This is a genomic window from Nonomuraea sp. NPDC050227 (assembly GCF_044459705.1).
In the GTDB taxonomy this organism is placed as follows: Bacteria; Actinomycetota; Actinomycetes; order Streptosporangiales; family Streptosporangiaceae; genus Nonomuraea.
Genome location: NZ_JBITJF010000005.1, coordinates 352,431 through 378,795 on the forward strand (window position 1 = coordinate 352,431; position 26,365 = coordinate 378,795).

Genomic DNA, 26,365 nt, shown 5'->3' on the forward strand with positions numbered 1-26,365 from the left:
GACGAAATCAGGGGAGCCATCAGATGTGCCATTCTGATCGACATCTCCTCCGAAAAGGAAGGCCGCGTGGAATTCCGCATCATGGGGCCGCTCGACGTCCGCGACGGCGGCCGGGATCGCACCCCCACGACCCCGAAGCACCGGGACCTGCTGGCGATGTTCCTGCTGAACGCGGGCCGCCCGCTGACCGTGGAACGGCTGCGCCGGCTGCTGTGGCCACGCGAGGGCGGCGACCGCTCCGACTCCCTCGTCCGCGGGTACGTGGGCCAGCTCCGCCAGCTCCTGGGCAAGGACGTGATCACCACCGTGTCCGGCTCGTACGTGCTGGCGATCGGCGCCCACCAGCTCGACGTCGACCGGTTCCGGCTGCTGGTCGACCGCGGCTCGTACGAGGAGGCGCTGTCGCTGTGGCGCGGCCCCGCCCTGGAGGACCTCGACCCCGACGGCGAGCGGTGGGAGGAGACCCGGCGCCTGCGCGAGGAGCTGGAGGAGCTGCGGCTGCTCGCCCTGGAACGCCGCGTCCAGGCCGACCTCGACGCCGGCCGCCACCGCGAGCTGCTGGCCGAGCTGAAACGGCTGACCAAGCAGCACCCGCTCTGGCAGCGCTTCCGCGGCCAGTACATGCTGGCCCTCTACCGCAGCGGCCGCCGGGTCGACGCGCTGGCCGCGTACGCGGTGCTGCGCGACCAGCTCGACGGCGGCCACGCGATCGAGCCCGACCCCGAGCTGCAACTGCTCTACCACCGCATGCTCCACGACGACGTGTCGCTGCACGTCTCGGCGGGCCCCCCGGTGCTGCTGCCGCCGGACATCGCGAACTTCACCGGCCGCGCCGACCTGCTCGACCGGGTGGTCGGCGGCCACGTCGTCGTGCACGGCCAGGCCGGCGCGGGCAAGTCGGCCCTGGCCGTGCACGCCGCCTGGCGGGCCCGCGAGTCCTTCCCCGACGGCATCCTGTACGCCGACCTGCGCGAGACCACGGCCCCCTCGGCCGTCCTGGAGGACTTCCTGCGCTGGCTCGGCTGCCCGGCCCAGGCCATCCCGGCCGGGCTGGAGCAGCGCGAGCGCCTGTTCCGCACCTACACGGCCAACCGCCGCCTGCTGGTCCTGCTGGACAACGCCGCCGGCGAGGCCCAGGTGCGCCCGCTGCTGACGTCCTGCCCGACGGTCGTGACCAGCCGCTCATCGCTGGGCGGCCTGACCGGCGCGACCCGGCTGTCGGTCGGCGTGCTCGGTCAGGAGGACGCCCTGGCCCTGCTCGTGGCCGGCTCAGGACGGCCCGCGGACGAGGCGCTGCACCGGCTGGCCCGCTTCTGCGGCGGCCTGCCGATCGCGCTGCGCATCGCCGCGTCCAGGCTGGCGGCCCGCCCGAACTGGACGGTGGACTACCTGGTGGGCCTGCTTGAGGACGAGCACAAGCGGCTCGACCGGCTGCACGCGGGCGACCAGACGGTCCGCAGCGTGTTCGCCATCGGCTACGACGGGCTGCCCGAACCGGCCAGGCGGACGTTACGCGGCCTCGGCGCCCTGTCGGCCCCCGACTTCGCCGACTGGCTCACCGACCGGCTCGGCGGCGGCGCCGAGGCCCTGGTGGACGCCGGCCTGCTGGAGACGCACGGCGTGGACGCGGCCGGCCAGATCCGCTACCGCATGCACGACCTGACCCGGCTGTTCGCGCGCGAGCAGCCGCTGCCGGGCGTGCTGGCCGAGGTGTCGGAGCTCGTTCTGGCCCGGGTGCGCGCCTCGCGCTTCTCGCTGGTGTCGGGCGACCCCGCCACGGCCGTGGCGACCAGGGACATCAGGGAGTCGGTCGAGTGGCTGGACGCCGAGCGGCCGTTCCTGGTGAGCCTGGTCGCCGATCTGCACGCCGCCGGGCTCGACGAGCCGTGCTGGCGGCTGGCGCACCTGCTGGGGCCGTACCTGGAGCGGCACCGGTTCCTCGACGACTGGCGGGCGGTCTCGGAGCGGGCGCTGGAGTCCGCGCGGCGGGCCGGCGACGACCGGGGCGAGGCGCTCGTCCTGCTCGGCCAGGGCGACCTGCACCTGGCCGAGCGCGAATGGGACCTGGCCCACGAGAAGCTGCGGCTGGCGCTCGGCATGTTCCTGCGGCAGGGCCGCACCCGCGACGTCAACCACACCCGGCGCCGCCTGGGCCGGGTGCACCTGGAGCGGGACCGGCTGGAGGAGGCCGAGCGGGCGCTGCTGGCCTGCCTGGAGGCGGCCGACCACCAGCGGGACGCCGCCGACGCCGAGCGCGTGCTCGGCGCGGTGCTGCGCCGCGCGGGCCGGCTGGAGGAGGCCGCCGTCCACCTCCTGGCGGCCGTCGGTCACCTGACGGAGCTGGGCGACCGTCACCGGCAGGCCGACACCCTGCTCGACCTGGCCGCCGTACGGCTGGCGCAGGGCGCCAAGGCCGACGCCAGGTCGGCCGCCGAACGTGCCAGGGGCATCGCCGTACGGCTCGGCGACCGCCTGCTGGACGCGTACGCGCTGCTGGCCCTGGCCGGGGTCAACCGGGCCGAGGGGGCCGTCGGGCGCGCCCGCGAGCTGGCCGCGGCCGCCCTGGAGGTCTTCGACGAGACCGGCGACCGCCGTGCCGCCGCCAACGCCCGCGCCTTCCTGGCCACCCCCTGACCCCGTCCCCCGCCGCCCCCGCTGCTCGGCTTGGTGACGAGTCCGTCGCGTCGGGTGGTGAGGGCCGGGGGCCCGGCTTACAGTGATCGTGTGGCCGATGACCTCAAGCCCGCCCGGACGACGTCCGCCCGCCGCGGCGCCGCGCTGGCCGTCGCCGTCGCGGCCGCCCTCCTGGTGCTCACCGCGATCATGCCCTGGGCCGGCGTCGAGGCCCGCAGCGACCTGATCGGCGCCGGCGTCTCCGACGACGTGCGCGGCGTCGACGTCAGCACGGGCCTCTACACGCTGCTCGCCGGGCTGGCCGCGCTGGCGCTCGGCGTCACGGGCCTGCTGGGCGGCCGGCCGCGCGTGGCGGCGCTGGCGGTGGTGCCGGGCGCGGTGGCCACGCTGCTGCTGGTGATGTTCGTCGCCGACCCGCAGCGCGTCGGCGACCGGCTCTCCATCGACCTGGGCGGGCTGCTGTCGGTCGAGCCGGTCATCAGGTTCGGCTGGTTCGCCGCGCTGGCCTGCTCGGTCGCGATCGTGGTGCTGTCCGTGCTGGCCCTGGTGCGCCGCGCACGCTGACCCGCCCGGCCCGGCGGGGTCACCGGCGGGGTCAGTCGAAGAAGCCGAGGCGGCGCAGCTGCTTGGGGTCGCGCTGCCAGTCTTTGGCCACGCTGATCCGCAGGTCGAGGTAGACCCGCGTGCCGAGCAGCGCCTCGATCTGCTTGCGGGCCTTGGTGCCCACGTCGCGCAGCCGCTCGCCCTTGTGCCCGATGACGATGGCCTTCTGGGAGGGCCGCTCGACGAACATGTGGGCGTAGATGTCGAGCAGGTCGTCGCGCCCCTCGCGGGGCATCATCTCGTCGACCACCACGGCGATCGAGTGCGGCAGCTCGTCGCGCACGCCCTCCAGGGCCGCCTCCCTGATGAGCTCGCCCACCATCACCTGCTCGGGCTCGTCGGTGAGCTGCCCGCCCTCGTACAGCGGCGGCGACTCGGGCAGGTGCTCGATCAGCACGTCGCCCAGCACGTCGAGCTGCTCGCCCGACTGCGCCGACACCGGCACGACCGCCGCGAACTCGGCCACCTGCGACACCGCGAGCAGCTGCTGGGCGACCTGCTCCCGGCTCGCCAGGTCGCACTTGGTCACCACGGCGACCACGGGCGTCTTCTTCACCGCCGCCAGCTTGTCGGCGATGAAGCGGTCGCCCTTGCCGATCGGCTCGTTGGCCGGCACGCAGAAGCCGATCACGTCGACCTCGGTGAGCGTGGACAGCACCAGGCTGTCCAGCCGCTCGCCGAGGAGGGTGCGCGGCCGGTGCAGGCCCGGCGTGTCCACGATGACGATCTGGGCGTCGGGGCGGTGCACGATGCCCCTGATGACCCGCCTGGTCGTCTGCGGCTTGGACGAGGTGATCGCCACCTTGGCGCCGACCAGGGCGTTCATCAATGTGGACTTGCCGACGTTCGGCCTTCCCACGAAGCAGGCGAATCCGGCGCGATGATTGTCTGGCGAAGTCACATTGTGCATTGTCGCTTATCAGCTGCCATGTTCACGCCACCAGGCGAACGCGTCGGGCAGCGCCAGGGGTGTCCAGGCCGGCGTCGTCAGGCCGCCGGCCTCGTGCTCGGTCACCCACCGGTAGTCGTTGATCTCCTCGCCGTCGGGGGTCGGCGTGCCGGAGGCGAGGGTGCAGGCGTACATGGCGATGACGTACGCCACCTCGTGGCCGTTGGGGTAGACCGTGCGGTACTCGGGGCCGCCGTAGACGCCGATCAGCCCGCGCACCTCGACCTCGATGGCCAGCTCTTCGCGCAGCTCCCTGACCACCGCGTCCTGCGGGCGCTCATCGGGGTCGACGCCGCCGCCGGGGGTGGCCCACAGGCCGTCGTCGCCGTGCCGGGCCATCAGCACCCGTCCGGCGCGGTCGAAGACGCACCCGTTGACCGACGGCAGCATGAGCAGGTCGTTGCCGATCTTGGCGCGCAACCGGGCCAGGAACGGCGACATGGCCACGTCAGGACCTCAGCGTGCCGTCGGGACCGGCCACGAGCAGCGCCTTGACGCCCAGCTCGGCCGCGACCGCCTCGTCGGCCGGGTCCGGCTCGCCCGCCGTCACCAGCGCGACCGCCTCCAGCGAGCGCGCGCCGCCGGAGACGGCCATGGCCACCGCGACCTGCACGGCCGACAGCCTCAGCGACGACAACGCGACGCCGGTCGCCGAGTACGTGCGGCCGGTCTCGTCGCGCACGGCGGCGCCCTCGGCGGCCTCGTTGCGCGCCCTGACCGCCCGCGCCAGGGTGATGATCTTGCTGTCTTCAGGATCGAGAGTCACGGGAACCAGGTTAGGCCGTGGACATCGACAGCAGGGCGGCGACCAGCTTCCTCGTCCGGTCCCGGTCCACGTCGCTCATGCCCGCGTGCACGACCGACACCAGCGTGTCGCCGTCCCGCGACAGCACGACGTCGAGGGCGTACGGGTAGCCGTTCAGCCGTCCGCGCAGCCGTGCCGCGGCGGCCTCGTCCCCGGAGCGGGCAGCGTCGCCGACGTCCAGCCTGCGGGCCCGCAGGGCGGTGCCGCCCGACGTCCGGATCTCCCTGCACGACTCCAGGGCCTCGCTGAGGTCGTCGAAGCGCGCCTCGGCCTCGTCGCCGGCGTACCTGGCCAGGCCGACGGCCGCCCGCTCGCCCAGGCCGTCCCCCTGGTAGCTGACCGCCGCCTGGCCGGTGAGCCCCTCCTCGGGCGCGTGCCCGGCCGCCACGTCGAGCGCGGCCCGGCACGCCTGGTCCACCCGGCCGAACGGCACCCGCCAGGCCTGCTCGGGCCGTTGCGCGAAGCCGTCCGGCAGGCTCGGCCGCCTGGTGAGCACCTCACGGAGCTGGGCCATGGCCTGGGCGTCGACGACGGCCGCCACCTTCCCGTCCGCCCCGCCGCCGCTGCCCGCGCAGCCCGCCAGGGTCGCGGCCAGCAGCCCGTACACGATGATCCGCGCTTTCATGATTCCCCCTGGACCGCAGCCTCCCCCGGCGACGAATGCGGCAATCTCCGCAGAGGTTCCACCAAACGCAAAAAGGGTGCCCTCGCCCGGTTTCCAGACGAGAACACCCTTTACGCCGATCGACGTCCTGGCCGGCTAGCTGGCCGGAACGCCGTCGTCCCCCCAGGAGCGCCCTCCGGCCGCGAACCCCACCCGGCGTTCGGACGCTTCCTCGTGACACCCACCGCACCGGGTGTCAGGTATGAGACTGCCGGACCCCGCTTGCAGACGACTTGTAGAACGCTTGCGACATCTCCCCGCAAAGTGGTCAGTCACGGTCGGCGGCGGCCTGGACGTCGTCCTCCGCGGACGGCGCGACCCGGCGGACGACGACCGTGCTGATGCGGTTGCGCCGCCCGGCCAGGCTCTCGGCCGTCAGCTCCAGCCCCGCCACCTCCGCCTGCGACCCGGCGATCGGCACCCGGCCGAGCGCGTGGGCCAGCAGGCCGCCGACGGTCTCGACGTCGTCGACCTCGATCTCTGTGTCGAACAGCTCGCCCAGCTCGTCGACCGGCATGCGGGCGGTCACCCGCAGCGCGCCCTCGGACATGGTCTCCACGCGCGGGGCCTCCTGGTCGTACTCGTCGGTGATCTCGCCGACGATCTCCTCCAGGACGTCTTCGATGGTGACCAGGCCGGCGGTGCCGCCGTACTCGTCGATGACGATCGCGATGTGGATCTGCCGGGCCTGCATCTCGCGCATGAGCTGGTCGATGGGCTTGCTCTCCGGCACGTACGCGGCCCGCCGCATGATCGACTCGACCGTCTCCTTGCCGCCGCCCTCGCCCGACTCGTGGATCTTGCGGGCGATGTCCTTGAGGTAGGCGATGCCGATGACGTCGTCCTCGTTCTCGCCCACGACCGGGATGCGGGAGAAGCCGCTGCGCAGCGCGAGCGACAGCGCCTGGCTGATCGTCTTGCCGCGCTCGATGTAGACCATGTCGGTGCGGGGCACCATGACCTCGCGGACCAGCGTGTCGCCCAGCTCGAAGACCGAGTGGATCATCTCGCGCTCGTCCGGCTCGATCACCCGGCGCTCCTCGGCCAGGTCGACCAGGTCGCGCAGCTCGGCCTCGGAGGTGAACGGGCCGTCGCGGAAGCCCTTGCCGGGGGTCAGGGCGTTGCCGAGCAGGATGAGCAGCTTGGGCAGCGGGCCGAAGATGCGGGTCAGGCCGTAGACGATCGGCGCCCCGGCCAGCGCGACCGGCTCGGCGTGCTGGCGCCCCAGCGTCCGCGGCATGACCCCGACGACGACGTAGCTCACCACGATCATGACGGCCGCGGCGGCCACGTAGGCCCAGCCCTGGTCGTGCATGAGGTCGATGAACAGCAGCGTGGCGATGACCGTCGCCACCAGCTCGCAGCTCAGGCGCAGCAGCAGGAGCAGGTTGAGGTAGCGGGGCGGGTCGGTGACGATGGCCTGGAGCCGATCGGCCCCGCGCCGGCCCTCGCGCACGAACTCCTCCGCGCGCACCCGGGAGATGCGCGTCAGTGCCGTTTCCGCACTGGCGATCAGGCCACCGATGATCACAAGGGCGATGGCCCACAGCAACCAGGCGTTCACCGCGAGTCGCGCACCTCCTGCCAGGACTCGAGCATCTGGGCCTGCAGCCCGAACATCTCCTTGTGCTCCTCGGGCTCGGCGTGGTCGTAGCCGAGCAGGTGCAGGATGCCGTGGGTGCACAGCAGCTCCAGCTCGGCCTGGGCGCTGTGCCCGGCCTCCTTGGCCTGCCTGGCCGCGACCTGCGGGCAGAGCACGACGTCGCCGAGCAGCGCCGGGTCGGCCGGGCTCTCGCCGTCGCCGCGCGCGCCGCCGCCGGGACGCAGCTCGTCCATCGGGAAGGCCAGCACGTCGGTCGGGCCGGGCTCGCCCATCCACTTCTCGTGCAGCTCGGACATGGCGTCTTCGTCGACCACCACGATGGACAGCTCGGCGAGCGGGTTGATGCCCATCTCGCCGAGCACGTGGGTGGCCAGCGCGACGAGGTTCTCCTCGTCGACGCCGACGCCGGACTCGTTGTTGATCTCGATGCTCACGGGCGTCGTTTCCCCCGGTGGATGGCCTTCGGCTCCTGGGCGGCCTGGGTGGCGTCGTAGCGCCCGTAGGCGTCGACGATGTCGCTCACCAGCTTGTGGCGCACCACGTCGGCGCTGGACAGGCGGGCGAAGTGGATGTCGGGGATGCCCTCCAGGATGTCCTGGACGACCCGCAGCCCGCTCACCGTGCCCGAGGGCAGGTCGACCTGGGTCACGTCGCCGGTCACCACGATCTTGGAGTTGAACCCCAGCCGGGTCAGGAACATCTTCATCTGCTCGGCCGAGGAGTTCTGGGCCTCGTCGAGGATGATGAAGGCGTCGTTGAGGGTACGGCCGCGCATGTACGCCAGCGGCGCGACCTCGATCGTGCCCGCGGCCATCAGCTTCGGGATCGAGTCGGGGTCGACCATGTCGTGCAGCGCGTCGTAGAGCGGCCGCAGGTAGGGGTCGATCTTCTCGTAGAGGGTGCCGGGCAGGAAGCCGAGCCGCTCGCCCGCCTCGACCGCCGGCCTGGTCAGGATGATGCGGTTGACCCGCTTCTCCTGCAGCGCGCGCACGGCCTTGGCCATCGCCAGGTACGTCTTGCCGGTGCCCGCGGGCCCGATGCCGAACACGATCGTGTGCTGGTCGATCGCGTCGACGTACCGCTTCTGGTTGACGGTCTTCGGCCTGATCGTGCGGCCGCGGGAGGACAGGATGTCGAGCGAGAGCACCTCGGCCGGACGGTCGGAGGTCATGCGCAGCATGGCGATGCTCCGCTCGACCGCGTCGGGCGTGAGCTCGCCCCCGCTGCGCAGCACCTCGACCAGCTCCTCGAACAGGCGCACGACCGCGCCGCTCTCGTCGGGGCTGCCGGTGACGGTGATCTCGTTGCCCCGCACGTGGATGTCGGCCCTGAAGGCGCCCTCGATGACGCGAAGCAGCTCGTCACGGGAGCCGAGGAGGCTGACCATCGGGTATTCGTCCGGAATCAGCACCTTGGCTTGAGTGCGCGAGGGAGGTGCCGTGCGTCGGGATTCATGTAGTTCGGACATGGGCAGGCCAGCGGCCTGATGCCTCCCGGTCTGTTCGGTGTTCTTCTCCGCCCATCGTATCCGGCACCAGGCTGATTGCTCGCGTCAATATCAGCCGGGCGGCCACGTGAGGTCACGCCCTCCGAGAACATGGGCGTGCACGTGGAAGACGGTCTGGCCGGCGCCGGGGCCGGTGTTGAAGACGATCCGGTAGCCCCCCTCGGCCACGCCGTCCTGGACGGCGACGGCGTGCGCGGCCTTGAGCACGTCGTCGGCGAGCCCGTCGTCGGCGGCGGCCATGGAGGCCGCGTCGGGATGGTGCGCGCGCGGGATGACCAGCACGTGCGTCGGGGCCTGCGGATTGATGTCGCGGAACGCCAGCGCCCTGGCGTTCTCGTAGACGACGTCGGCCGGAATTTCCTTGGCCACGATTTTGCAGAAGAGGCAGTCGCTCACGGCAGTACCCTATCGAGAGCGACCGTTCGGCAGTCCGTTGCGAATCGGTAATCCGTGGTGTCGTGCGCCCGAAGATCCGCGCGGTTAGGGTGAGTATGCGACACTTCAGAGCAAAAAAGTTGATTCAGGGTCGGGCGAGCGCCACCTGGCGAGGAACACGACTGGGTAATGCACCCTAAGGAACCGGGGAAACCTTCAGAACCGGAAGAGAGTAAACCCTCTGGGAAGGCCGCGCGTCCCACTGATGTGACCACCGAAACCCTTCTGGCCGACAGGTCGATGGGGGCGGTGCCGGTCGGGTGGGATGCCGACATGGCCGTGACCGCGCTCTACAGCGCGCATTTCCGGTCATTGGTGCGTCTCGCGGTGTTGCTGGTGCGTGACATGGCAACCGCCGAGGAAGTCGTGCAGGACGCGTTCGTCGCCATTCACGGCGCCTGGCGCAGACTGCGCGATCCCGACAAAGCACTCGCTTACCTGCGTCAGTCTGTCGTCAACCGGTCCCGTTCCGTGCTGCGTCACCGCGCGGTCGTCGAGAAGTACGCACCCAAGGGCCTGCCGGACGCCCCGAGCGCCGAGAACGGCGCGATCGGCGAGCTGGAACGCTCCGCCGTCATCGAGGCGTTACGCGCCCTGCCGACCCGACAGAGAGAAGCACTGGTTCTGCGTTATTACGGAGATCTGTCCGAAGCTGAGATCGCCCACGCCATGGGCATCAGCAAGGGCGCGGTCAAGAGCCACACCGCCCGTGGAATGGCCGCGTTGCGGTCCGTCCTGGAGAAGATGTCATGACCCAGCCCCCCGACGAGTACGGCGACGTCCTGCGCCGTGCGCTCCGCGCGGAGGCGGACGCGGTCGTGCCCTCGCCGGAAGGACTGCAGATCATCCGCGCCCGCATCGAGCGGCGCGGCGTCCGTAACCTGTTCTGGTGGCGTGCGGGCGCGGCGGCGGTCAGCGCCGTGCTGGTGGCGGGGACGATCGTGATGGTCGTTCCCGGGCTGCGCTCCCAGATCTTCGAGACGCCCGTCAAGGTGGTGGACAACTCGACCACCACCCCCGGCAACTCCTCCACCAGGCTGTCCACGCCGCCCAGGCGCGACAGTCACAGCGCCGAGCCGCCGCCCGCGGTGGTCGTGCCGCCGAGCCACAGCGAGACCCATCGGCCCTCGGAGACTGCCAGGTCGACCAGGCAGCCCACGCCGTCGCCGACGCCGTCCTCGACGCCCTGCCCGAGCGGTGAGGCCGCCGGCGACCAGGAGTGCCCCGAGATCACGCCGACCCCCACGCCGACCCCGTCGGAGACGACCGACTCGCCGACGTCGTGCCCCTCCGACGAGTGCCCGCCGGACGACCTGCCCACCGGCCCGAGCGACCTGAGCAGCCCGCTGGTGGACGTGCCGCACACGACACCCTGAGCTGGAATCACCAGCGCCCGGTACGCGCGAGCAGCACGGCCGCCGCCGCCACCCCCGCCGTGGAGGTGCGCAGCACGGTGGGCCCGAGCAGCACGGGCACCGCCTTGGCCGCGGCGAACCTGCGCAGCTCCTCCTCCGAGACCCCGCCCTCCGGCCCCACGACGACGACGATGTCGCCGCCGGGCGGCAGTGCCACCTTCGACAGCGGCTCGGCGGCCTCCTCGTGCAGCACGAGCCCCAGCGCCGCGTCGGCCAGCAGCCCCTCGACCTGGGCGGTGGAGGCGAGCTCGGCCACCTGCGGCAGGTGGAACCGGCGCGCCTGCTTGCCGGCCTCGCGGGCCGTGGCACGCCAGCGGCCCAGCGCCTTGGCGATCTTGTCGCCCTTCCACTGCGTGATGCTGCGCGAGGCGGCCCAGGGCACGATCACGTCGACCCCCACCTCGGTCATCATCTCGACGGCCAGCTCGCCCCTGTCGCCCTTGGGCAGCCCCTGGACGACCACCAGCCGCCGCGCGGGCGGCTCGACGGTGTAGCGGGCGAGCACGTCGAGCGCGAGCGCGTCCTTGAACACCTCGCGCACCACGCACTCGGCGACGTCGCCCGCGCCGTTGGTCAGGTCGACCCGCTCGCCGGCGCGCAGGCGCCGCACGGAGGCCGCGTGCCGCCCCTCAGGGCCGTCGAGCGTGAGCTCGGCGCCGTTGAGGTCCTCGGCGAGGAACACGGGGACGGTCACGGGTGATCGTCACCTGCCGTTGAAGGCGTCACGCAGGCGGGAGAAAAAACCCTGCTGCCCCGGGGCGAACTTTCCCGGCGGCCGCTCCTCGCCGCGCAGCCTGGACAGCTCGCGCAGCAGGTCCTCCTGCGTCTGGTCGAGCCGCATCGGGGTCTCGACGTTGACGTGGATGAGCAGGTCGCCCCTGCCGGACTCGTTGAGCCGCTGCACGCCGCGCCCGTACATGGTGATGACCTGGCCGGACTGGGTGCCGGGGCGCACGTCGATCTCCTCGGATCCGTCGAGCGTCTCGACGGCGAGGATGGTGCCGAGCGCGGCGGCCGTCATCGGGATCTGGACCGTGCAGTGGAGGTCGTCGCCGCGCCGCTCGAAGATCTCGTGCGCGCGTTCGACGATCTCCAGGAACAGGTCTCCGGGCGGGCCGCCGCCGGGGCCGACCTCGCCCTCGCCGGCGAGCTGGATGTGGGTGCCGTCCTCGACGCCCGCGGGGATGCGGACCTTGATCGTACGGCGGGTGCGCACCCGGCCGTCGCCCGAGCACTCCTGGCAGGGGTGGCGGATGATGCTGCCGAAGCCGCCGCACTGGGGGCACGGCCGCGAGGTCATGACCTGGCCCAGGAACGAGCGGGTGACCTGGGAGATCTCGCCGCGCCCGTTGCACATGTCACAGGTGTCAGGGTGGGTGCCGGGGGCTGCGCCGGCGCCGTGGCACACCTCGCACAGCACGGCGGTGTCCACGACCAGCTCGCGGGTGGTGCCGAACGCCGTCTCGCGCAGGTCGAGCTCGACCCGGATGGTGGCGTTGCGGCCCCTCCTGGCGCGCGAGCGCGGCCCGCGGGTGCCGCCCGCGGTGCCGAAGAAGGCGTCCATGATGTCGCTGAAGGGAAAGCCCGCGCCGAAGCCGCCGGCGCCCGCGCCCGCGCCGCCGCCGAAGGGGTCGCCGCCCAGGTCGTACATCTGGCGCTTGTTCGGATCGGACAGCACCTCGTAGGCCTGCGTGATCTCCTTGAACCGCTCCTGGGTCTCAGGATCGGGGTTCACGTCGGGGTGCAGCTCGCGGGCGAGGCGGCGGTAGGCCTTCTTGATCTCGTCCTGACTGGCGTCACGGCGCACCCCGAGGGTGGCGTAGTAGTCGCTGTTTGCCACTTATCGACCTCTTAAGATGCAGCCAGGATCTGGCTGACGTAGCGTGCCACCGCGCGTACGGCGCCCATCGTCACGGGGTAGTCCATCCTCGTGGGACCCAGCACGCCGAGCCGGGCCAGTTGGTTGTCGCCAGAACCGTATCCGGTTGCGACGATGGACGTGCCGCGAAGGTAGGGGTTTTCCGAGCCGATGCGCACGGTGAGCGCGGACGGGGTGTCTGTGGATGTCTCGCCGAGCAACCGCATGAGCACGACCTGCTCCTCCAGCGCCTCCAGCACGTCGCGCAGGCCGGTGGAGAAGTCGGCGCCCGCGAGATTGGCCGCGCCGGCGAACACGATCTTCTCGTCATGGCGTTCGACGAGGGTTTCGAGCAGCACCGACAGGATCGTGGCCACGGCGGGCCGGTCCTCGGCGGGCAGCCGCTCGGGCAGGTCGGCGACCAGCTCGGGGACGTTGCTCAGCCCGCAGCCGTCGAGGCAGGAGTTGAGCACCGCGCGCAGATGGGCGATGCGGTCGTCCTCCACCACCTCGGGCAGCTCGATCACGCGCTGCTCGACGCGCCCGGTGTTGGTGATCAGCACGAGCATGACCCGCCGCTCGTTGAGCGGGACCAGCTCGACGTGCCTGACCGTGGAACGGGTCAGCGTCGGGTACTGCACGACCGCTACCTGCCTGGTGAGCTGCGCGAGCAGCCGCACGGTGCGGAAGACCACGTCGTCGAGGTCGACCGCGCCGGCGAGGAAGGTCTCGATCGCCCGCCGCTCGGCCCCCGACAGGGGCTTGACCTGCGAGAGCCGGTCGACGAACAGGCGGTAGCCCTTGTCCGTCGGCACGCGGCCCGCGCTGGTGTGCGGCTGGGTGATGTACCCGTCCTCCTCCAGAGCGGCCATGTCGTTCCTGACCGTTGCCGGGGAGACCTTGAGGTTGTGGCGCTCCGCCAGCGCCTTGGAGCCCACCGGTTCGTTGGTGGACACGTAGTCTTCGACAATGGCGCGGAGCACCGCCAGCTTCCGTTCGTCGAGCACGTGCTCACCTCCTGCCTCTGCCTAACAGGGAAACGACAGGTCTAGCACTCCGTGTTCCCGAGTGCCAAGTGTACGGCTCTCGCCCACAAGGTGCGATAACACCAGGTCCCATCCTGTTGCTAGCGACTTACAAGCGACAGGCCTCACACTTGCCGCATGACCGACAATTCCCAGCCCCCGCAGTACGGACCGCCCCAGGGGCAGGGTCCCTACTACGGTCAGCCGAACCAGTACGCCCAGCCTCCGTACCAGCCCCAGCAGCACGGCCAGCCGCCCTACCAGCAGCAACAGCCGCCCGCCCAGTACGGCCCCCCGCCCCAGTACGACCAGCAGAACCAGTACGGCCAGCAGAACCAGTACGCCCACCCCGACCAGTACGGCCCCCACAACCAGTACGGCGGCCAGCCGCAGTTCCCGGCCAGGATCGACGGCAAGGCGATCAAGCCGCGCCTGTGGTGGATCGCCGTCGTGTGGGCCGTGGCCGTCGTGCTCGGCGTCGTGGGCGTGGTCGTGTTCGCCGGCGGCGTGCTGAGCAGCGTCTCGGACATGGCCCCGACGAGCACGTTCGCGTCGGGCGAAAGCGTGAAGGTCGCGATCGACCCCGCCAAGCGCCCGGCCGTCTACATCGCCACCGACACGCGGGTCAACTACCAGTGCGAGATCTCCGGCGGCCCGGCCCAGGCCAGGCTGGTCAAGGTCTCCGGCACCCAGACGCTCAGCGCCGGCGGCACCACCTGGCAGGAGATCCTCGCCGTCAACGCCCCCGCCAAGGGCGACTACCAGCTGACCTGCGCCACGCAGGAGGAGTCGTCGGCCCGCTTCGGCGTGGGCCGTGACGTGCTGTCCGCGGCGGGCGGCCTGTTCGGCGGGGTGGCGGCGCTGTTCCTGTTCCCCGGCGCCGGCCTGCTCATCGGCATCATCGGCACCGTCGTCGTCCTCGTACGGCGCAGCGGCGCGCGTAAGCGCCTTGCGGTCAGCGGGTGATTTGCTACGGTCCCCGTGTGTACGAGGGCGATGTGCTGGCGGGCAATTGGCGGCGGCCGGGCAAGGGCAAGATCCCGAAGGTGCCCGCCGAACTCGACCTGGTCGTGGAGGACGCCGACAGCGGCTTCTGCGGTGCCGTGGTGGCCTGCGACAAGGAGGCCGTCACCCTGGAGGACCGGTTCGGCAAACGCCGCCTGTTCCCGCTGGCCCCGGCCGCGTTCCTGCTGGAGGGCAGGCCCGTGACGCTGGTGCGCCCGACGGCCGCGGCCCCGGCGGGGCCCAGGCGCAGCGCGTCCGGGTCCATCGCCGTGGAGGGGCTGCGGGCCCGGGTCGCCAAGGAGAGCCGGATCTACGTCGAGGGCGTGCACGACGCCGCGCTCGTGGAGAAGATCTGGGGCCACGACCTGCGGGTCGAGGGGGTCGTGGTCGAGTACCTGGAGGGCGTCGACGACCTGCCCGCCATCGTGGCCGAGTTCGCCCCCGAGCCGGGCCGCAGGCTGGGCGTGCTGGTCGACCATCTGGTGCCGGGGTCGAAGGAGAGCCGGATCGCGGCCCGGATCACCTCGCCGCACGTGCTCGTCGTGGGTCATCCGTACATCGACATCTGGCAGGCGGTCAAACCGTCCGTGCTGCGCATCCCGGGCTGGCCCGACGTGCCGCGCGGGGTGCCGTGGAAGGAGGGCGTGCTCGCCGCACTGGGCTGGCGCATGGAGCCCGCGGACGCCTGGCGGCGCATTCTGGGCGCCGTCTCGTCCTACGCCGACCTGGAGCCGGAGCTGCTCGGCCGGGTCGAGGAACTGATCGACTTCGTTACGGAGGCATCATGAGCCAGGCCCCGCCACCCCCCGACGACTCCACTCCCGACGTCCCGCCCTCTGACGTCCCGCCTTACGACGTCCCGCCTTACGACGTGCCGCCTTCTGACGTGCCCCGGGACCAGGGCTCGGGCCCTCAGCTCGGCTACGGGCAGCAGCCGGGTTCCCAGCCCGACTACGGGCGGCAGCCGCCGAGCCGGCCCGGTCCGCAGCCCGGCCCCATGCCCACGCCGCCGCCCTACGTCCCCCCGCCGCCCGGCTACGGCCAGCCCCCGGGCCACGGCCAGGCTCCGGGCTACGGGCAGCAGCCGGGTTACGGCTACCCCGCCGGGCCGTACGTGCCCGGCCGGTTCGGCCCGCGCCGCGGCAGCGACGACACCACGATGGCCATGCTCGCCCACCTGCTCGGCCTGCTGGTCTCGTGGATCGGCCCGCTGGTCATCTACCTGATGAAGAAGGACGAGTCCCCCTATGTCAGGGACCAGGCGGCCGAGGCGCTGAACTTCCAGATCACGATGTTCATCGGCTACGCGGTGGCCATCGTGCTGTCGATCGTGCTGGTCGGCCTGCTGCTGTTCCCGATCATCTGGATCGTGTCGCTGATCTTCCACGTCCAGGCGGCCATCGCCACCAACCGGGGCGAGAACTACCGCTACCCGTTCGCCATCCGCCTGGTCACATGAGCTCGGTGATCAGGGCGTCGGCCAGCAGCCGCCCCTTGAGGGTGAGCACCATCCGGCCCGCCCTGAACGGCTCGGGCTCCAGCAGCCCGCGCGCCAGCGCGCTCGCCACGGACGTGCGGGCGCCGGGGGCGACCTCGGCGAGCGGGTAGCCGGAGATCAGCCGCAGCTCCAGCATCAGCCGCTCGGCGGCCCGGTCGTCGCCGGTGAGCACCTCGCGCGCGTGCGCGGGCGAGGCGTCCGCCGCCAGGCGCTGGGCGTAGGCGGCCGGGTGCTTGACGTTCCACCAGCGGGTGCCGCCGACGTGGCTGTGGGCGCCGGGGCCGGCGGCCCACCAGTCGCCGCCGGTCCAGTAGAGCAGGTTGTGCCGGCAGCGGGCCTGCTCGGAGGTGGCCCAGTTGGACACCTCGTACCAGGAGAAACCGGCTTCGGCCAGCATCTCCTCGGCGATCAGGTAGCGGTCGGCGGCGACGTCGTCGTCGGGCATCGGCAGCTCGCCGCGCCGGATCCGGGCCGCGAGCCTGGTGCCCTCCTCCACGATCAGCGAGTACGCCGACACGTGGTCGGGTCCGGCCTCGATCGCGGCGGCCAGCGAGGCCCGCCAGTCGTCGTCGGACTCCCCCGGCGTGCTGTAGATCAGGTCGAGGTTGACGTGCTCGAACCCGGCCGCCCGCGCCTCCTGGACGGCCCGCGCCGGACGGCCCGGCGTGTGCCGGCGGTCGAGCACCTGGAGCACGTGCTCACGTGCGCTCTGCATGCCGAAGCTGATCCGGTTGAAGCCGCCCTGACGGAGTTTGTCGAGGTAGGCGGGGTCGACGGACTCGGGGTTGGCCTCGGTGGTGACCTCCGCCCCCGGCCGCAGCCCGAACTCGGCGTCGATCGCGGCCAGGACGCGCGCCAGGTCCTCGGGCGGCAGCAGCGTGGGCGTGCCGCCGCCGAAGAACACCGTCTCCACGGGCAGGTCGGCGTCGCCGAGCACGCGCCGGGCCAGGCGCACCTCCGCCACGACCGTGTCGGCGTAGTCGCGGTGGGAGGCGCCGGGCCCTAGCTCGGCGGCGGTGTAGGTGTTGAAATCGCAGTAGCCGCAGCGGGTGACGCAGAAGGGCACGTGCACGTAGAAGCCGAACGGGCGCTCGCCGAGCCCGCGCAGCGCGCTGTCGGGCAGCTCGCCGGAGGCGGGCGCCGGATCGCCGTCGGGCAGGGTGGATGGCACGTCATCCAGTGTGCCTGCTCACGGGTGTGCTCCGAGCCATCGAAGGAGGCGGCACATGACGGGCGTGGGAATCGTGGGCGCGGGGATCTCCGGCCTGACGCTGGCCTTGCGACTCCAGCAGCTCGGCGTCGCGACCACGCTCTACAGCGAGGGCGACGCGGCCGACCTGGGCCGCGGGCGGCTGCCGAACACGGTCGGCAGGATGGGCCGCGCGCAGGACCGCGAGCGGGAGCTGGGCAGCCTGCACTTCCTCGACCCCGGCTGCCTGCTGGTCAGCGGCAGGCTCTCGATCAAGGGCGATCCGCCGCTGGAGTTCACCGGCCGCGTGACCGAGCCGTTCCACGGGGTCGACTTCCGGGTGCTGCTGCCGGCGCTCATGGACGACTACACGAGCAGAGGCGGCCGCCTGGTCGTCGATCCCCTCCCGCCGGACGCGGGCCAGGTCGCCCACTGGTCGCGCGACCACGAGCTGATGGTGGTGGCCACCGGGCGGCGCTCGGTGCGCGAGCTGTTCCCGCGGGTTCCGGCCTGGTCTCCGTACGAGGCGCCGCAGCGGATCCTGGCCGCCGGGCTGTTCCACGGGTTCGATCCCGGGCCGGCCTTCGGCTTCAACATCTCGCCCGGTTGCGGCGAGATCCTGTGCATGGCGATGATGACGCGGTCGGGCGTGCATGGCGGCGTCCTGATCGAGGCGATCCCCGGCGGGCCGCTCGACGTGCTGGCCCGGGTGCCCGCCGACGAGTTCTGCAGGACGCTGCTCGCCCTGCTGCCCGAGCACGCGCCGCGCCTGGCCGAGCTGATCGATCCGGTCGCGTTCGAGCTGCTCGGGCCGGAGGACCTGTTGCAGGGCGCGATCACGCCGGTCGTGCGCGAGGCGGTGGCCGAGCTGCCCGGCGGCGGCGTGGCGCTGGCGATCGGCGACGCCTGGGTCACCAACGACCCGATCACCGGGCAGGGCGCGAACCTGGGCTCGGCCTGCGCCTGGATCGCGGCCGAGGCCATCGCGGCGGGCGGCCCCTACGACGCGGCGTTCGCGCGGGAGACGGCCCGGCGCATGTGGGTGGCGGCCGAGCCGGTCGTCGCGTGGACGAACGCCTTCCTGCGGCCGCCGGCCGAGCACGTCCTCACCCTGCTCGCCGCCGCCGCGACCAGGCAGGAGGTGGCCGATCTGGTGCTGTCGCTGTTCGGCGACCCGGCGCGCGCGTGGCGGCTGTTCTCCAGCGCCGAGGAGGTGTCGCGCGTCGTTGACGGCACGGGGTGACGGTTCTACGATCGCGTCAACTTATAGGAAAGTTTCTTATAAGTTCACCCCCCAGGAGCGCCCGTGAAGAAGATCGTCCTCGCACTCTCGCTCTTACTCGGGCTCACGGCGGTGTCCGCGCCCGCCGAGGCCCATCCCGGATTCAAGCGGGTCGCCTACTTCATCCAGTGGGGCGTGTACGGGCGCAACTACCACGTCAAGGACGTGGACACCAGCGGCGCCGCCGCCAAGCTCACCCACCTCAACTACGCCTTCGGCTTCGTCAACGCCGAAGGCTCCTGCTACTCGGCCGACCCCTGGGCCGACTGGCAGCGCCCGGTGCCGGCCGAGCAGAGCGTGGACGGCGTCGCCGACCAGCCGGGCCAGGCGCTCAACGGCAACCTCAACCAGCTGCGCAAGCTCAAGGCCAAGCACCCCGGCCTCAAGGTGCTGATCTCGCTCGGCGGCTGGACCGGATCCAAGTACTTCTCCGACGCCGTGCTCACCGCCGAGTCGCGGTCCGCGCTGGCCCGGTCGTGCGTCGACCTGTGGCTGCGCGGCAACCTGCCGGGCCTGGAGCCCGGCGCGGGCGCCGGCGTGTTCGACGGCGTCGACCTGGACTGGGAGTGGCCGGGTTCGGCGGGCAACGACGGGAACGTGATCAGGCCCGAGGACCGGCGCAACTTCACCCTCTTCGTCGAGGAACTGCGCGCCCAGCTCCGGGCCTTCTCCGCGAGCTCCCAGCTCACCGCCTTCCTCCCGGCCGCCGCCGCGAAGATCGACGCCGGGTTCGAGGTGCGCCGGGTGTTCCGGTCGCTCGACTTCGCCACCGTCCAGGGGTACGACCTGCACGGCACCTGGGAGTCGCGGACCGGGCACAACGGGAACCTGTTCAACGACCGGCGCGACCCCAACCCCGTCAGGTACAGCGTGGACCAGACCGTCCGCGACTACCTGTCGCGCGGCGCGCCCGGCCGCAAGATCGTCGTGGGCGTGCCCGCGTACGGGCAGGGCTGGACCGGCGTGACCGGCGGCGGCGACGGCCTCTGGCAGCCCGCGACCGGTCCGGCCGCCGGCAAGTGGGGGCCGGGCAGCGAGGACTACAAGGACCTGGTCGCCAAGCCCGGCAAGCGCTACCGGGACGTGCGCACCGGCGCGATGTGGCTCTACGACGGCAACGAGTTCTGGTCCTACGACGACCCGGCGTCGCTGCTGGAGAAGGCGGCCTACATCCGGCTCAAGGGCCTGGGCGGCTCGATGATGTGGTCGATCGACCAGGACGACGCCCGCGCCTCCCTCACCTCGGCCCTGTACACCGTCCTGCGCTAGACGGACGCCCGACCGGGCGGGCGGTCCCTAGTCGCTCGCCTGGCCCGCGCGCGCGGCCAGCTCGTCCCATTCCGGGGCGTGGCCGGGGACCGCGAGCACCCGGGCCAGCGCGTCGGCGTCGCCGTGGCGGGCGCGGAAGGCGTCCGCCACGGTCATCCCGGTCTCCGGGCGCGAGACGATCTCCACCTCGTCCCCCACGCCCAGCTCGCCCAGTTCGACCACGGCCAGGTAGGCGCCCGGCCGCGCGGCGCGCGTGAAGCGCTTGAGCCAGCCCGGCTCGTCCATCCAGTTGCGGAACACCACGCAGGGGATGCGCGGGCCGGTGACCTCCAGCAGGGCGCTGCCGACGCGCCACCGCTCGCCCACGAGGGCGCCGTTGACGTCGAGGCCCGCGGTGGTCAGGTTCTCCCCGAAGCGGCCGTCGCGCAGGTCGCGGCCGAGCTCCCCCTGCCACCAGTCGTAGTCCTCGCGGGCGTAGGCGTAGACGGCATGGGTGGGGGCGCCGTGGTTGGGCGTGTCGGCCCGCTCGTCGCCGGCCAGGCCGTTGCGCAGCACCTCCACCCGGTGGGGCACGGCCCGCTTGTCGATCGCCGTACGGCCGAGCTTGCCGGCCCATTCCGCGTCGGACGACAGCCCGACGTTGACGGAGAGGATGCGCATGCCGCGACGGTAGCGGACGGACGGGCCCGCGACGCACCGATTTTTCCGCCTTTCTCGCCCTATCAACAGAGAAGAACGGACATGTGACTATTCGGCCTGTTCGCCGAGCCGTCACCCGCGCCTGTCGTCGGGCTCCGGCGCCACCCGGGCGAGCTGGGACTCGGCGTCGAACTCGGCCAGCTGTAACAGGGTCTCCAGGGCCGCCTGCCTGGTCTCCTCGACCGAGCCGCCACGTTCGCCGAAACACTCGGCCGCGACGTCGAGCAGCGCCGCCACCACCGCCGCGTCGGGATAGGGCACGTCGACCACCACCTTGCCGTCGCCACCCACCTCGGCGGGTCTCAGGTGAAGCCGCAGCAGCCGCCTGGTCTCCTCCGCCACGGCCACCCCCAGCACAGCGGCACGCTCGAATCGCTCAGAAGCAATCACGTCACCCTCCAGTAGCACTGGTGTTCGGGAACAGCAAAGGTAGCGACCGGCACCGACAGAATCGGCTCTCCCGACCCGGAAAGGCCCCGGAAAGGCCCTGGGAAGGCCCCGGAAAGGCCCTGGGAAGGCGGGGGCAAGGCCCTGGAAAGGCCCTGGAGACCGGTCGCGCGGGCGGCCGGTGGGGTGGCTACGCTCGAACGGTGAGCGGTTTGATCATCGAAGTCGCGGACCTGTCCGTCGAGCTCGGGGGCAATCCCGTGCTCCGGAGCCTCGACCTGGTCGTCGAGCCGGGTGAGGTCGTGGCGGTCGTCGGGCCCAACGGATCGGGCAAGTCCACGTTGCTGCGCTGCCTGGCCGGCCTCCAGCCCGCCACCTCCGGCGAGGTCCGCGTGTTCGGCGCCGAGCCCGCCGACGACGCGCCCTTCTGGCGCCGCGTTGCGCTGCTCGGCGACGAGCCCGCCTGGTACCCGGGGCTGACGGCGCGCGAGCACCTGGAGCTCATGGGCGCCGTGTACGCCGAGGCGCGCATGACGGTGGACTCGGCGCTGGAGGAGTTCGCGCTGACCGAGCGGGCCGACGCGCCGCCGCTCAACCTGTCCACCGGCCAGCGCCAGCGCCTCTGCCTGGCCGCCACGCTGCTCAGGCCGAGCACGCTGCTGCTGCTCGACGAGCCCGAACGCGGCCTCGACGCGGCCTTCCGCGTCCGGCTCGGGGAACTGCTGGAGGAGTACGCCGACGAGGGCGGCACCGTGGTAATGGCCACCCACGACCAGGCCCTGGCCGACGCCGCCCGCCGGGTCTCCCCCGCCGGGGTGCCCGCATGAGCGGCCACGACGCCGTCGTCCGGGAGACCGGCCTGACGGGAAAGGCGGGCGGACGGTGAGCGCGGGCGAGGTGAGCGTGCGGTCGGTGCGGGCGTTCGTCCGGGCGCGCGGGCGTGCCCCGGCCGGTCTGGTCGATCGTTACGTCAGCCTGTTCGGCCTGTGCATGCTGCTCGCCGTCGTCGGGCAGCCGCTGTCCTCGGTGGTCTCCGGCCTGGGCGGGACGGTCGAGCCGGGACGGATGGGCGCCGGGGTCGCCCTGGTGCTGCTGGGGTTCGCGGGCTGCCTGGCGCTGGCGCGGGCGGCCGGGCCGGTGATGGTGCCGGCGGCGGAGGCGTCCTGGTTGCTGACCTCGCCGCTGGACCGGCGGCGGCTGCTCGGGCGTTCCGGGCGGGTGCTCATGGTCGTCGCGCTGGTGGCGGGGCTGCTGCTCGGGCTCGGGCTGCTGGCGGCGCTCGGCGCGCCCGGCGCGCTGGTGTGGCGGCTGCTGGCCGCCCTGGCGGTGGCGACGGCGGCGAGCGTGGCGGGCATGGCGCTGGCGATGCTCGCCCAGTCCTCCCCGACCTGGAACGTGTGGCTGACCGGCGTGCTGGTCGCGCTCCTGGTGCTGGCCGTGGTCGCCGTCAGCGGGCAGGCCCGTACGGCGCTCGCGGCCGCCGCGAACGCGCCCCTGCCCGCGCTGGCCGCCACGGCGTCGGCCATGGCCGCGCTCGCCGCCGTCCTGGCCCGCCGGGCGTGGGGGTCGCTGGCCGCCATCCCCACCCGTCTGCTGCTGACCGCCTCCACCCGGGCCGGGCACGTCACCAGTGCCGCCGTCACCCTCGATCCCGGCGCGCTGACCTGGATCGCCGAGGACAACCACTGGCGGGCCAGGAAGCTCGCCTCGCGGCCGTGGCCGGGGCTGCCCGCGCCGCTCGCGCTGGCCTGGCAGGACTGGGTGCGGCTCGGCCGCCGGCCCTGGCGGCTGGCGGCCACTGCGGCGAGCGCGGCGTTGCCCGCCGTGTTCGCCCAGGCGGGCGCCGCTCCGGCGGCTCTCGGGCTGGTCGTGCTCGGCGGGGCGCTGGCGGTGGCGGCGTCCGGCACGTCCGGGGCGCGCCGGGACGCCGACAACCCCGCCCTGGCCCGGCTGACCGGCGTGGGCCGGCGTCCGGCGCTGGCGGCGCGGGCGCTGCTGCCCGGCCTGCTGGGCGGCGTGTGGGCGGCCCTGGCCCTGGCCGGTGTCGCGGCGGTGGGCGGCCTTCCGTCCGGCACCTGGGTGTTCGGGCTGCTCAGCGCGCCCGCGCTCGCGGCCGGCGCGCTGCGGATGGCCAGGAGGGGGCCGGTCGACCATTCGATGCCGGTCATCGACACCCCAGGCGGCGCGGTCCCGACCGGCCCGGTGTTGTGGGCGGCGACGGGCGCCGACCTGGCGCTGCTCGGCTGCCTGCCCGCGGTGGTCGCCCTGGCCACCGGACCGGCCGCGCCGGGCGGGTTCCTGGCGGCCCAGGCGGTGGCCGGCCTGGTGGCGCTGGCGGGCGTCCTGGTGCGGCCCCGTCCTGGCGGGCGTTCCCGCCTCTGAGCGGTCAGGCGACCGCTCTCGGGCGGGTCAGGCGACGTAGAGGTCGCTCGGCACGCCGCCGTACGGGATCGTGCGCTGCCTGTGCAGGCCCGCCTTCTCCGCCACCCGGCGGGACGGCTCGTTGCCGTCCCCGATCAGGGCCACCACGGTGCCCAGGCCGCGCCCGACGCGCAGGGCCGCCCTGGCGAGCTCGACCGCGTACCCGTGGCCCCAGGCGGTGGGGCGGAAACGGTAGTACAGGTGGAGCACGTCCTCACCGTCCAGGGCCGCGTGCCGCAGGCCGCCGACGCCCAGCACCTGCGAGCCCTCGGTCAGCCGGGCGGCCCAGTAGCCGATCCCCCGGTCCGCCCAGTCGGCCAGCCACAGGTCGAGCATGACCCGGCTGGCCTCCAGGTCGACGGTGGGCCCGGCGGAGCTGTAGACGTTCGTGCGCGGGTCGGAATGGATCTCGTGCACGGCTTCGAGGTCCTCCAGGCGGATCCGGGAGAGGATCATTCGTTCCGTACGCACCACTTCCACCCTTTCAGGGTATCCGCTGCCATCGCTAAGCTATCGGTAGCAATCGAACAGCGATGAGGGAGCGCCGATGGACATCGCCCGCGTGCAGGCCTCGCTGCGTCTGATGGCGCGCGGCCTGGAGGAGCTGGCCGCCGCCCTGGGCGACGAGGAGCCGGGCGAGGCCGAGCGCACGGCCCGGGTCATCGCGGAGTGGGGCCGCCGCGGTCTCACCCAGAAGGAGGCGTCGGCGCTGTTCCAGCGGCACGGCTTCGCCCCCCAGACCACGGGCGGCTGGGCCCGCGGCGACTGGCTGGAGCTCGGCGACGACGGCCTGCGCTACCTCACCGCCAAATCACACTCCTGGCTGGAGGAACGATCATGACCTTCTCGGTACGCATCGCCGTACGCGGCTACGAGCTCGACACCCAGGGCCACCTCAACAACGCGGTCTACCACCAGTACGGCGACCACGCCCGCTGGGAGTGCCTGCGCGCGGCCGGCATCTCGATCGACGACCTGCGGGAGGCCGGCGTCGGCCCGGTAACGCTGGAGAACACCATCCGCTTCCACCGCGAGCTGCGCGCCGGCGACGAGGTGGAGGTGACCTGCGCGTTCGAATGGGGCGCGGGGAAGACGTTCCGGATCAGGCAGGAGTTCAGGGGCGCGGACGGCGAGCCGGCCGCCGAGCTGACCGGCGTCGGCGGCCTGATGGACCTGCGGGCCCGCCGCCTGGTCCCCGACCCGGGCACGCACTGGCGGGCGCTCGCGCGAACGCCCGCCGTGCTGGGCCTGTAGCGGCTACTTCTTGCTCTTGTCGGCGGCGGCGCCGGAGTCGGTGGACAGCGCGGCGACGAAGGCCTCCTGGGGCACCTCGACGCGGCCGACCATCTTCATCCGCTTCTTGCCTTCCTTCTGCTTCTCCAGCAGCTTGCGCTTACGGGAGATGTCACCGCCGTAACACTTGGCCAGGACGTCCTTGCGGATGGCCCGGATGTTCTCGCGGGCGATGACCCGGGCGCCGATGGCGGCCTGGATCGGCACCTCGAACTGCTGCCGCGGGATCAGCTCGCGCAGCTTCTTGGCCATGTCGACGCCGTAGGAGTAGGCCTTGTCCTTGTGGACGATCGCGCTGAAGGCGTCGACGGCCTCGCCCTGCAGCAGGATGTCGACCTTGACCAGCTCGGCCTCCTGCTCGCCGGCGGGCTCGTAGTCGAGCGAGGCGTAGCCGCGGGTGCGCGACTTGAGCTGGTCGAAGAAGTCGAAGATGATCTCGCCGAGCGGCAGCGTGTAGCGGATCTCGACGCGGTCCTCGGACAGGTAGTCCATGCCGAGGAGCTGGCCGCGCCGCCCCTGGCAGATCTCCATGATCGCGCCGATGAACTCGGCCGGCGCCAGGATCGTGGACTTGGTGACCGGCTCGAAGACCTGCGCGATCTTGCCGCCCGTCGGGAACTCGGACGGGTTGGTGACCGTGAGCTCCTTGCCGTCCTCCATGACCACGCGGTAGACCACGTTGGGCGCGGTGGAGATCAGCGACAGGCCGAACTCGCGCTCCAGGCGCTCGCGCACGATCTCCATGTGCAGCAGGCCGAGGAAGCCGACGCGGAAGCCGAAGCCGAGCGCGGCCGAGGTCTCCGGCTCGTAGATCAGCGCGGCGTCGTTGAGCTGGAGCTTGTCGAGCGCCTCGCGCAGCTCGGGGTACTCGTCGCCGTCGATCGGGTAGAGCCCGGAGAACACCATCGGCTTGGGGTGCTCGTAGCCGGCCAGCATCTCCTTGGCGGGCTTGACCGAGGAGGTGACGGTGTCACCCACGCGCGACTGGCGCACGTCCTTCACGCCGGTGATCAGGTAGCCCACCTCGCCGACGCCGAGGCCGCGCTCGGCGGGCTTGGGCTCGGGCGAGATGACGCCGATCTCCAGCGTCTCGTGCGTGGCGTTGGTGGACATCATGAGGATGCGCTCGCGCTTGCTCAGATGGCCGTCGATGACCCTGACGTACGTCACGACGCCGCGGTAGGTGTCGTAGACGGAGTCGAAGATCAGCGCCCGCGCGGCGGCGTCGGCCTGGCCCACGGGCGCCGGGACGGTCGCCACCACGTGGTCGAGCAGCTCGCGCACGCCCACGCCGGTCTTGCCCGAGACCTTGAGCACGTCGGAGGGGTCGCAGCCGATCAGGCCGGCCAGCTCCTCGGCGAACTTCTCCGGCTGGGCCGCGGGCAGGTCGATCTTGTTGAGCACCGGGATGATGTGCAGGTCGGCGTTCATGGCCAGGTAGAGGTTGGCCAGGGTCTGCGCCTCGATGCCCTGCGCGGCGTCGACCAGCAGGATCGCGCCCTCGCACGCCTGCAGCGACCGGGACACCTCGTAGGTGAAGTCGACGTGCCCGGGGGTGTCGATCATGTTGAGGACGTGGCCGTCCCAGGGCAGCCGCACGGCCTGCGACTTGATCGTGATGCCGCGTTCGCGCTCGATGTCCATCCGGTCGAGGTACTGGGCGCGCATGGAGCGGTCGTCGACCACGCCGGTGATCTGCAGCATCCGGTCGGCAAGGGTCGATTTGCCATGGTCGATGTGCGCGATGATGCAGAAGTTGCGGATCAACGCGGGGTCGGTCTGGCCAGGCTGAGTGCGCACCGAAGTCCGTTTCGACAGGGTTGA

The 26,365-nt window shown here is 72.3% G+C and carries 29 protein-coding genes; 13 read left to right on the plus strand and 16 right to left on the minus strand.

Features of this window, described 5'->3' with window-relative positions; genetic code table 11:
• Positions 1-66 precede the first annotated feature (66 nt).
• Together ACIBK9_RS21915 and ACIBK9_RS21920 are read left to right on the plus strand one after the other, a co-directional pair.
• Positions 67-2,634, plus strand: a complete 2,568-nt coding sequence (locus ACIBK9_RS21915) for a BTAD domain-containing putative transcriptional regulator (protein WP_397160647.1) — start codon at positions 67-69, stop codon at positions 2,632-2,634.
• Positions 2,635-2,724: 90 nt separating this feature from the next.
• The gene (locus ACIBK9_RS21920; protein WP_387672486.1) at positions 2,725-3,198 is read left to right on the plus strand and encodes a hypothetical protein; all 474 of its coding nucleotides are present in this window, start codon (positions 2,725-2,727) and stop codon (positions 3,196-3,198) included.
• A gap of 31 nt (positions 3,199-3,229) precedes the next feature.
• Here ACIBK9_RS21920 and era read toward each other — a convergent pair whose 3' ends face one another.
• The 8 genes from era to ACIBK9_RS21960 all read right to left on the minus strand — a co-directional run bounded on the left by era (position 3,230) and on the right by ACIBK9_RS21960 (position 9,161).
• Positions 3,230-4,138: a GTPase Era gene (gene era / locus ACIBK9_RS21925; protein WP_387672483.1), complete on the minus strand. Its 909-nt coding sequence runs from the start codon at positions 4,136-4,138 to the stop codon at positions 3,230-3,232.
• An 18-nt stretch (positions 4,139-4,156) separates the two neighbouring features.
• On the minus strand, positions 4,157-4,627 hold the full coding sequence (locus ACIBK9_RS21930) for an NUDIX domain-containing protein (RefSeq protein ID WP_397161064.1): 471 nt from the start codon (positions 4,625-4,627) through the stop codon (positions 4,157-4,159).
• Positions 4,628-4,634: 7 nt separating this feature from the next.
• The gene (locus tag ACIBK9_RS21935; protein WP_387672480.1) at positions 4,635-4,952 is read right to left on the minus strand and encodes a cytidine deaminase; all 318 of its coding nucleotides are present in this window, start codon (positions 4,950-4,952) and stop codon (positions 4,635-4,637) included.
• A 10-nt stretch (positions 4,953-4,962) separates the two neighbouring features.
• Entirely contained in the window at positions 4,963-5,616 is a 654-nt protein-coding gene (locus ACIBK9_RS21940) for a hypothetical protein (RefSeq protein ID WP_397160650.1), read from the minus strand.
• 307 nt (positions 5,617-5,923) lie between these two features.
• Positions 5,924-7,219, minus strand: coding sequence for a hemolysin family protein (locus tag ACIBK9_RS21945; RefSeq protein WP_397160652.1), 1,296 nt, complete (start codon positions 7,217-7,219; stop codon positions 5,924-5,926).
• Positions 7,216-7,692 (minus strand): rRNA maturation RNase YbeY, encoded by a 477-nt coding sequence (ybeY, locus tag ACIBK9_RS21950; protein ID WP_352329052.1) that lies wholly within the window; start codon positions 7,690-7,692, stop codon positions 7,216-7,218. The genes ACIBK9_RS21945 and ybeY overlap by 4 nt, the downstream gene beginning before the upstream one ends.
• Complete coding sequence (locus ACIBK9_RS21955) at positions 7,689-8,726, minus strand: PhoH family protein (RefSeq protein WP_352352470.1); 1,038 nt, start codon at positions 8,724-8,726, stop codon at positions 7,689-7,691. Before ACIBK9_RS21955 ends, ybeY begins: the two co-directional genes overlap by 4 nt.
• Before the next feature lie 90 nt (positions 8,727-8,816).
• Positions 8,817-9,161, minus strand: coding sequence for a histidine triad nucleotide-binding protein (locus tag ACIBK9_RS21960; RefSeq protein ID WP_358292033.1), 345 nt, complete (start codon positions 9,159-9,161; stop codon positions 8,817-8,819).
• 279 nt (positions 9,162-9,440) lie between these two features.
• Between ACIBK9_RS21960 and ACIBK9_RS21965 the strand changes: the two genes are divergently transcribed.
• Positions 9,441-9,953 carry a SigE family RNA polymerase sigma factor gene (locus ACIBK9_RS21965; RefSeq protein WP_049573205.1) on the plus strand — a complete coding sequence of 171 codons (513 nt, stop codon included), beginning with the start codon at positions 9,441-9,443 and terminating at the stop codon, positions 9,951-9,953.
• Positions 9,950-10,576 carry a hypothetical protein gene (locus ACIBK9_RS21970; protein ID WP_397160655.1) on the plus strand — a complete coding sequence of 209 codons (627 nt, stop codon included), beginning with the start codon at positions 9,950-9,952 and terminating at the stop codon, positions 10,574-10,576. Before ACIBK9_RS21965 ends, ACIBK9_RS21970 begins: the two co-directional genes overlap by 4 nt.
• A gap of 7 nt (positions 10,577-10,583) precedes the next feature.
• On the opposite strand, the gene ACIBK9_RS21975 is transcribed toward ACIBK9_RS21970, so the two are convergent.
• Genes ACIBK9_RS21975 through hrcA form a run of 3 tightly spaced genes read right to left on the minus strand, consistent with a single transcriptional unit; the run spans position 10,584 to position 13,480 of the window.
• Positions 10,584-11,309, minus strand: coding sequence for a 16S rRNA (uracil(1498)-N(3))-methyltransferase (locus ACIBK9_RS21975; protein WP_387672470.1), 726 nt, complete (start codon positions 11,307-11,309; stop codon positions 10,584-10,586).
• Positions 11,310-11,318: 9 nt separating this feature from the next.
• The gene (dnaJ, locus tag ACIBK9_RS21980) at positions 11,319-12,455 is read right to left on the minus strand and encodes a molecular chaperone DnaJ (RefSeq protein WP_397160657.1); all 1,137 of its coding nucleotides are present in this window, start codon (positions 12,453-12,455) and stop codon (positions 11,319-11,321) included.
• A gap of 11 nt (positions 12,456-12,466) precedes the next feature.
• Positions 12,467-13,480, minus strand: coding sequence for a heat-inducible transcriptional repressor HrcA (gene hrcA, locus ACIBK9_RS21985; RefSeq protein ID WP_387672467.1), 1,014 nt, complete (start codon positions 13,478-13,480; stop codon positions 12,467-12,469).
• A 156-nt stretch (positions 13,481-13,636) separates the two neighbouring features.
• Here hrcA and ACIBK9_RS21990 point away from each other — a divergent pair, with 156 nt between their 5' ends.
• From ACIBK9_RS21990 to ACIBK9_RS22000, 3 genes are read left to right on the plus strand one after another with little or no spacing between them, the layout of a single operon-like run.
• Positions 13,637-14,464, plus strand: a complete 828-nt coding sequence (locus ACIBK9_RS21990) for a hypothetical protein (RefSeq protein ID WP_387672464.1) — start codon at positions 13,637-13,639, stop codon at positions 14,462-14,464.
• Positions 14,465-14,481: 17 nt separating this feature from the next.
• Positions 14,482-15,291 carry a DUF3097 domain-containing protein gene (locus ACIBK9_RS21995; RefSeq protein WP_397160659.1) on the plus strand — a complete coding sequence of 270 codons (810 nt, stop codon included), beginning with the start codon at positions 14,482-14,484 and terminating at the stop codon, positions 15,289-15,291.
• The gene (locus ACIBK9_RS22000) at positions 15,288-15,962 is read left to right on the plus strand and encodes a DUF4870 domain-containing protein (RefSeq protein WP_397160661.1); all 675 of its coding nucleotides are present in this window, start codon (positions 15,288-15,290) and stop codon (positions 15,960-15,962) included. The genes ACIBK9_RS21995 and ACIBK9_RS22000 overlap by 4 nt, the downstream gene beginning before the upstream one ends.
• On the opposite strand, the gene hemW is transcribed toward ACIBK9_RS22000, so the two are convergent.
• Positions 15,955-17,172: a radical SAM family heme chaperone HemW gene (gene hemW / locus ACIBK9_RS22005; RefSeq protein ID WP_397160663.1), complete on the minus strand. Its 1,218-nt coding sequence runs from the start codon at positions 17,170-17,172 to the stop codon at positions 15,955-15,957. The two genes, ACIBK9_RS22000 and hemW, sit on opposite strands and share 8 nt — an antisense overlap.
• Before the next feature lie 55 nt (positions 17,173-17,227).
• Here hemW and ACIBK9_RS22010 point away from each other — a divergent pair, with 55 nt between their 5' ends.
• Positions 17,228-18,433 (plus strand): styrene monooxygenase/indole monooxygenase family protein, encoded by a 1,206-nt coding sequence (locus ACIBK9_RS22010; protein WP_397160665.1) that lies wholly within the window; start codon positions 17,228-17,230, stop codon positions 18,431-18,433.
• 63 nt (positions 18,434-18,496) lie between these two features.
• Complete coding sequence (locus ACIBK9_RS22015) at positions 18,497-19,741, plus strand: glycoside hydrolase family 18 protein (protein WP_397160667.1); 1,245 nt, start codon at positions 18,497-18,499, stop codon at positions 19,739-19,741.
• A gap of 27 nt (positions 19,742-19,768) precedes the next feature.
• Here the strand turns inward: ACIBK9_RS22015 and ACIBK9_RS22020 are convergent, their stop codons facing one another.
• Entirely contained in the window at positions 19,769-20,401 is a 633-nt protein-coding gene (locus tag ACIBK9_RS22020; protein ID WP_397160669.1) for an MOSC domain-containing protein, read from the minus strand.
• Positions 20,402-20,512: 111 nt separating this feature from the next.
• Positions 20,513-20,830 (minus strand): hypothetical protein, encoded by a 318-nt coding sequence (locus ACIBK9_RS22025; protein ID WP_397160671.1) that lies wholly within the window; start codon positions 20,828-20,830, stop codon positions 20,513-20,515.
• Positions 20,831-21,030: 200 nt separating this feature from the next.
• Between ACIBK9_RS22025 and ccmA the strand changes: the two genes are divergently transcribed.
• Together ccmA and ACIBK9_RS22035 are read left to right on the plus strand one after the other, a co-directional pair.
• Positions 21,031-21,654, plus strand: a complete 624-nt coding sequence (gene ccmA / locus ACIBK9_RS22030) for a heme ABC exporter ATP-binding protein CcmA (RefSeq protein WP_397160673.1) — start codon at positions 21,031-21,033, stop codon at positions 21,652-21,654.
• A gap of 55 nt (positions 21,655-21,709) precedes the next feature.
• Positions 21,710-23,209 carry a DUF6297 family protein gene (locus ACIBK9_RS22035; protein WP_397160675.1) on the plus strand — a complete coding sequence of 500 codons (1,500 nt, stop codon included), beginning with the start codon at positions 21,710-21,712 and terminating at the stop codon, positions 23,207-23,209.
• A 27-nt stretch (positions 23,210-23,236) separates the two neighbouring features.
• On the opposite strand, the gene ACIBK9_RS22040 is transcribed toward ACIBK9_RS22035, so the two are convergent.
• On the minus strand, positions 23,237-23,719 hold the full coding sequence (locus ACIBK9_RS22040) for a GNAT family N-acetyltransferase (protein WP_397160677.1): 483 nt from the start codon (positions 23,717-23,719) through the stop codon (positions 23,237-23,239).
• Between the two features lie 76 nt (positions 23,720-23,795).
• Between ACIBK9_RS22040 and ACIBK9_RS22045 the strand changes: the two genes are divergently transcribed.
• Positions 23,796-24,089 carry a hypothetical protein gene (locus ACIBK9_RS22045; RefSeq protein WP_397160679.1) on the plus strand — a complete coding sequence of 98 codons (294 nt, stop codon included), beginning with the start codon at positions 23,796-23,798 and terminating at the stop codon, positions 24,087-24,089.
• Positions 24,086-24,502, plus strand: a complete 417-nt coding sequence (locus tag ACIBK9_RS22050) for an acyl-CoA thioesterase (RefSeq protein ID WP_397160681.1) — start codon at positions 24,086-24,088, stop codon at positions 24,500-24,502. Before ACIBK9_RS22045 ends, ACIBK9_RS22050 begins: the two co-directional genes overlap by 4 nt.
• Before the next feature lie 3 nt (positions 24,503-24,505).
• On the opposite strand, the gene lepA is transcribed toward ACIBK9_RS22050, so the two are convergent.
• The gene (gene lepA, locus ACIBK9_RS22055) at positions 24,506-26,341 is read right to left on the minus strand and encodes a translation elongation factor 4 (protein ID WP_397160683.1); all 1,836 of its coding nucleotides are present in this window, start codon (positions 26,339-26,341) and stop codon (positions 24,506-24,508) included.
• Positions 26,342-26,365: the final 24 nt, after the last annotated feature.

Excerpts from the sequence above, each read along its gene's own strand:
- ACIBK9_RS21940 (WP_397160650.1), bottom strand. The coding sequence starts at position 5,616 with ATGAAAGCGCGGATCATCGTGTACGGGCTGCTGGCCGCGACCCTGGCG.
- ACIBK9_RS21965 (WP_049573205.1), top strand. The coding sequence starts at position 9,441 with ATGGGGGCGGTGCCGGTCGGGTGGGATGCCGACATGGCCGTGACCGCG.
- ACIBK9_RS22050 (WP_397160681.1), top strand. The coding sequence starts at position 24,086 with ATGACCTTCTCGGTACGCATCGCCGTACGCGGCTACGAGCTCGACACC.
- ACIBK9_RS22010 (WP_397160665.1), top strand. The coding sequence starts at position 17,228 with ATGACGGGCGTGGGAATCGTGGGCGCGGGGATCTCCGGCCTGACGCTG.
- ACIBK9_RS21955 (WP_352352470.1), bottom strand. The coding sequence starts at position 8,726 with ATGTCCGAACTACATGAATCCCGACGCACGGCACCTCCCTCGCGCACT.
- ACIBK9_RS21930 (WP_397161064.1), bottom strand. The coding sequence starts at position 4,627 with ATGTCGCCGTTCCTGGCCCGGTTGCGCGCCAAGATCGGCAACGACCTG.
- ACIBK9_RS22020 (WP_397160669.1), bottom strand. The coding sequence starts at position 20,401 with ATGCGCATCCTCTCCGTCAACGTCGGGCTGTCGTCCGACGCGGAATGG.
- ACIBK9_RS21990 (WP_387672464.1), top strand. The coding sequence starts at position 13,637 with ATGACCGACAATTCCCAGCCCCCGCAGTACGGACCGCCCCAGGGGCAG.
- ACIBK9_RS22045 (WP_397160679.1), top strand. The coding sequence starts at position 23,796 with ATGGACATCGCCCGCGTGCAGGCCTCGCTGCGTCTGATGGCGCGCGGC.
- ACIBK9_RS22000 (WP_397160661.1), top strand. The coding sequence starts at position 15,288 with ATGAGCCAGGCCCCGCCACCCCCCGACGACTCCACTCCCGACGTCCCG.
- ACIBK9_RS21970 (WP_397160655.1), top strand. The coding sequence starts at position 9,950 with ATGACCCAGCCCCCCGACGAGTACGGCGACGTCCTGCGCCGTGCGCTC.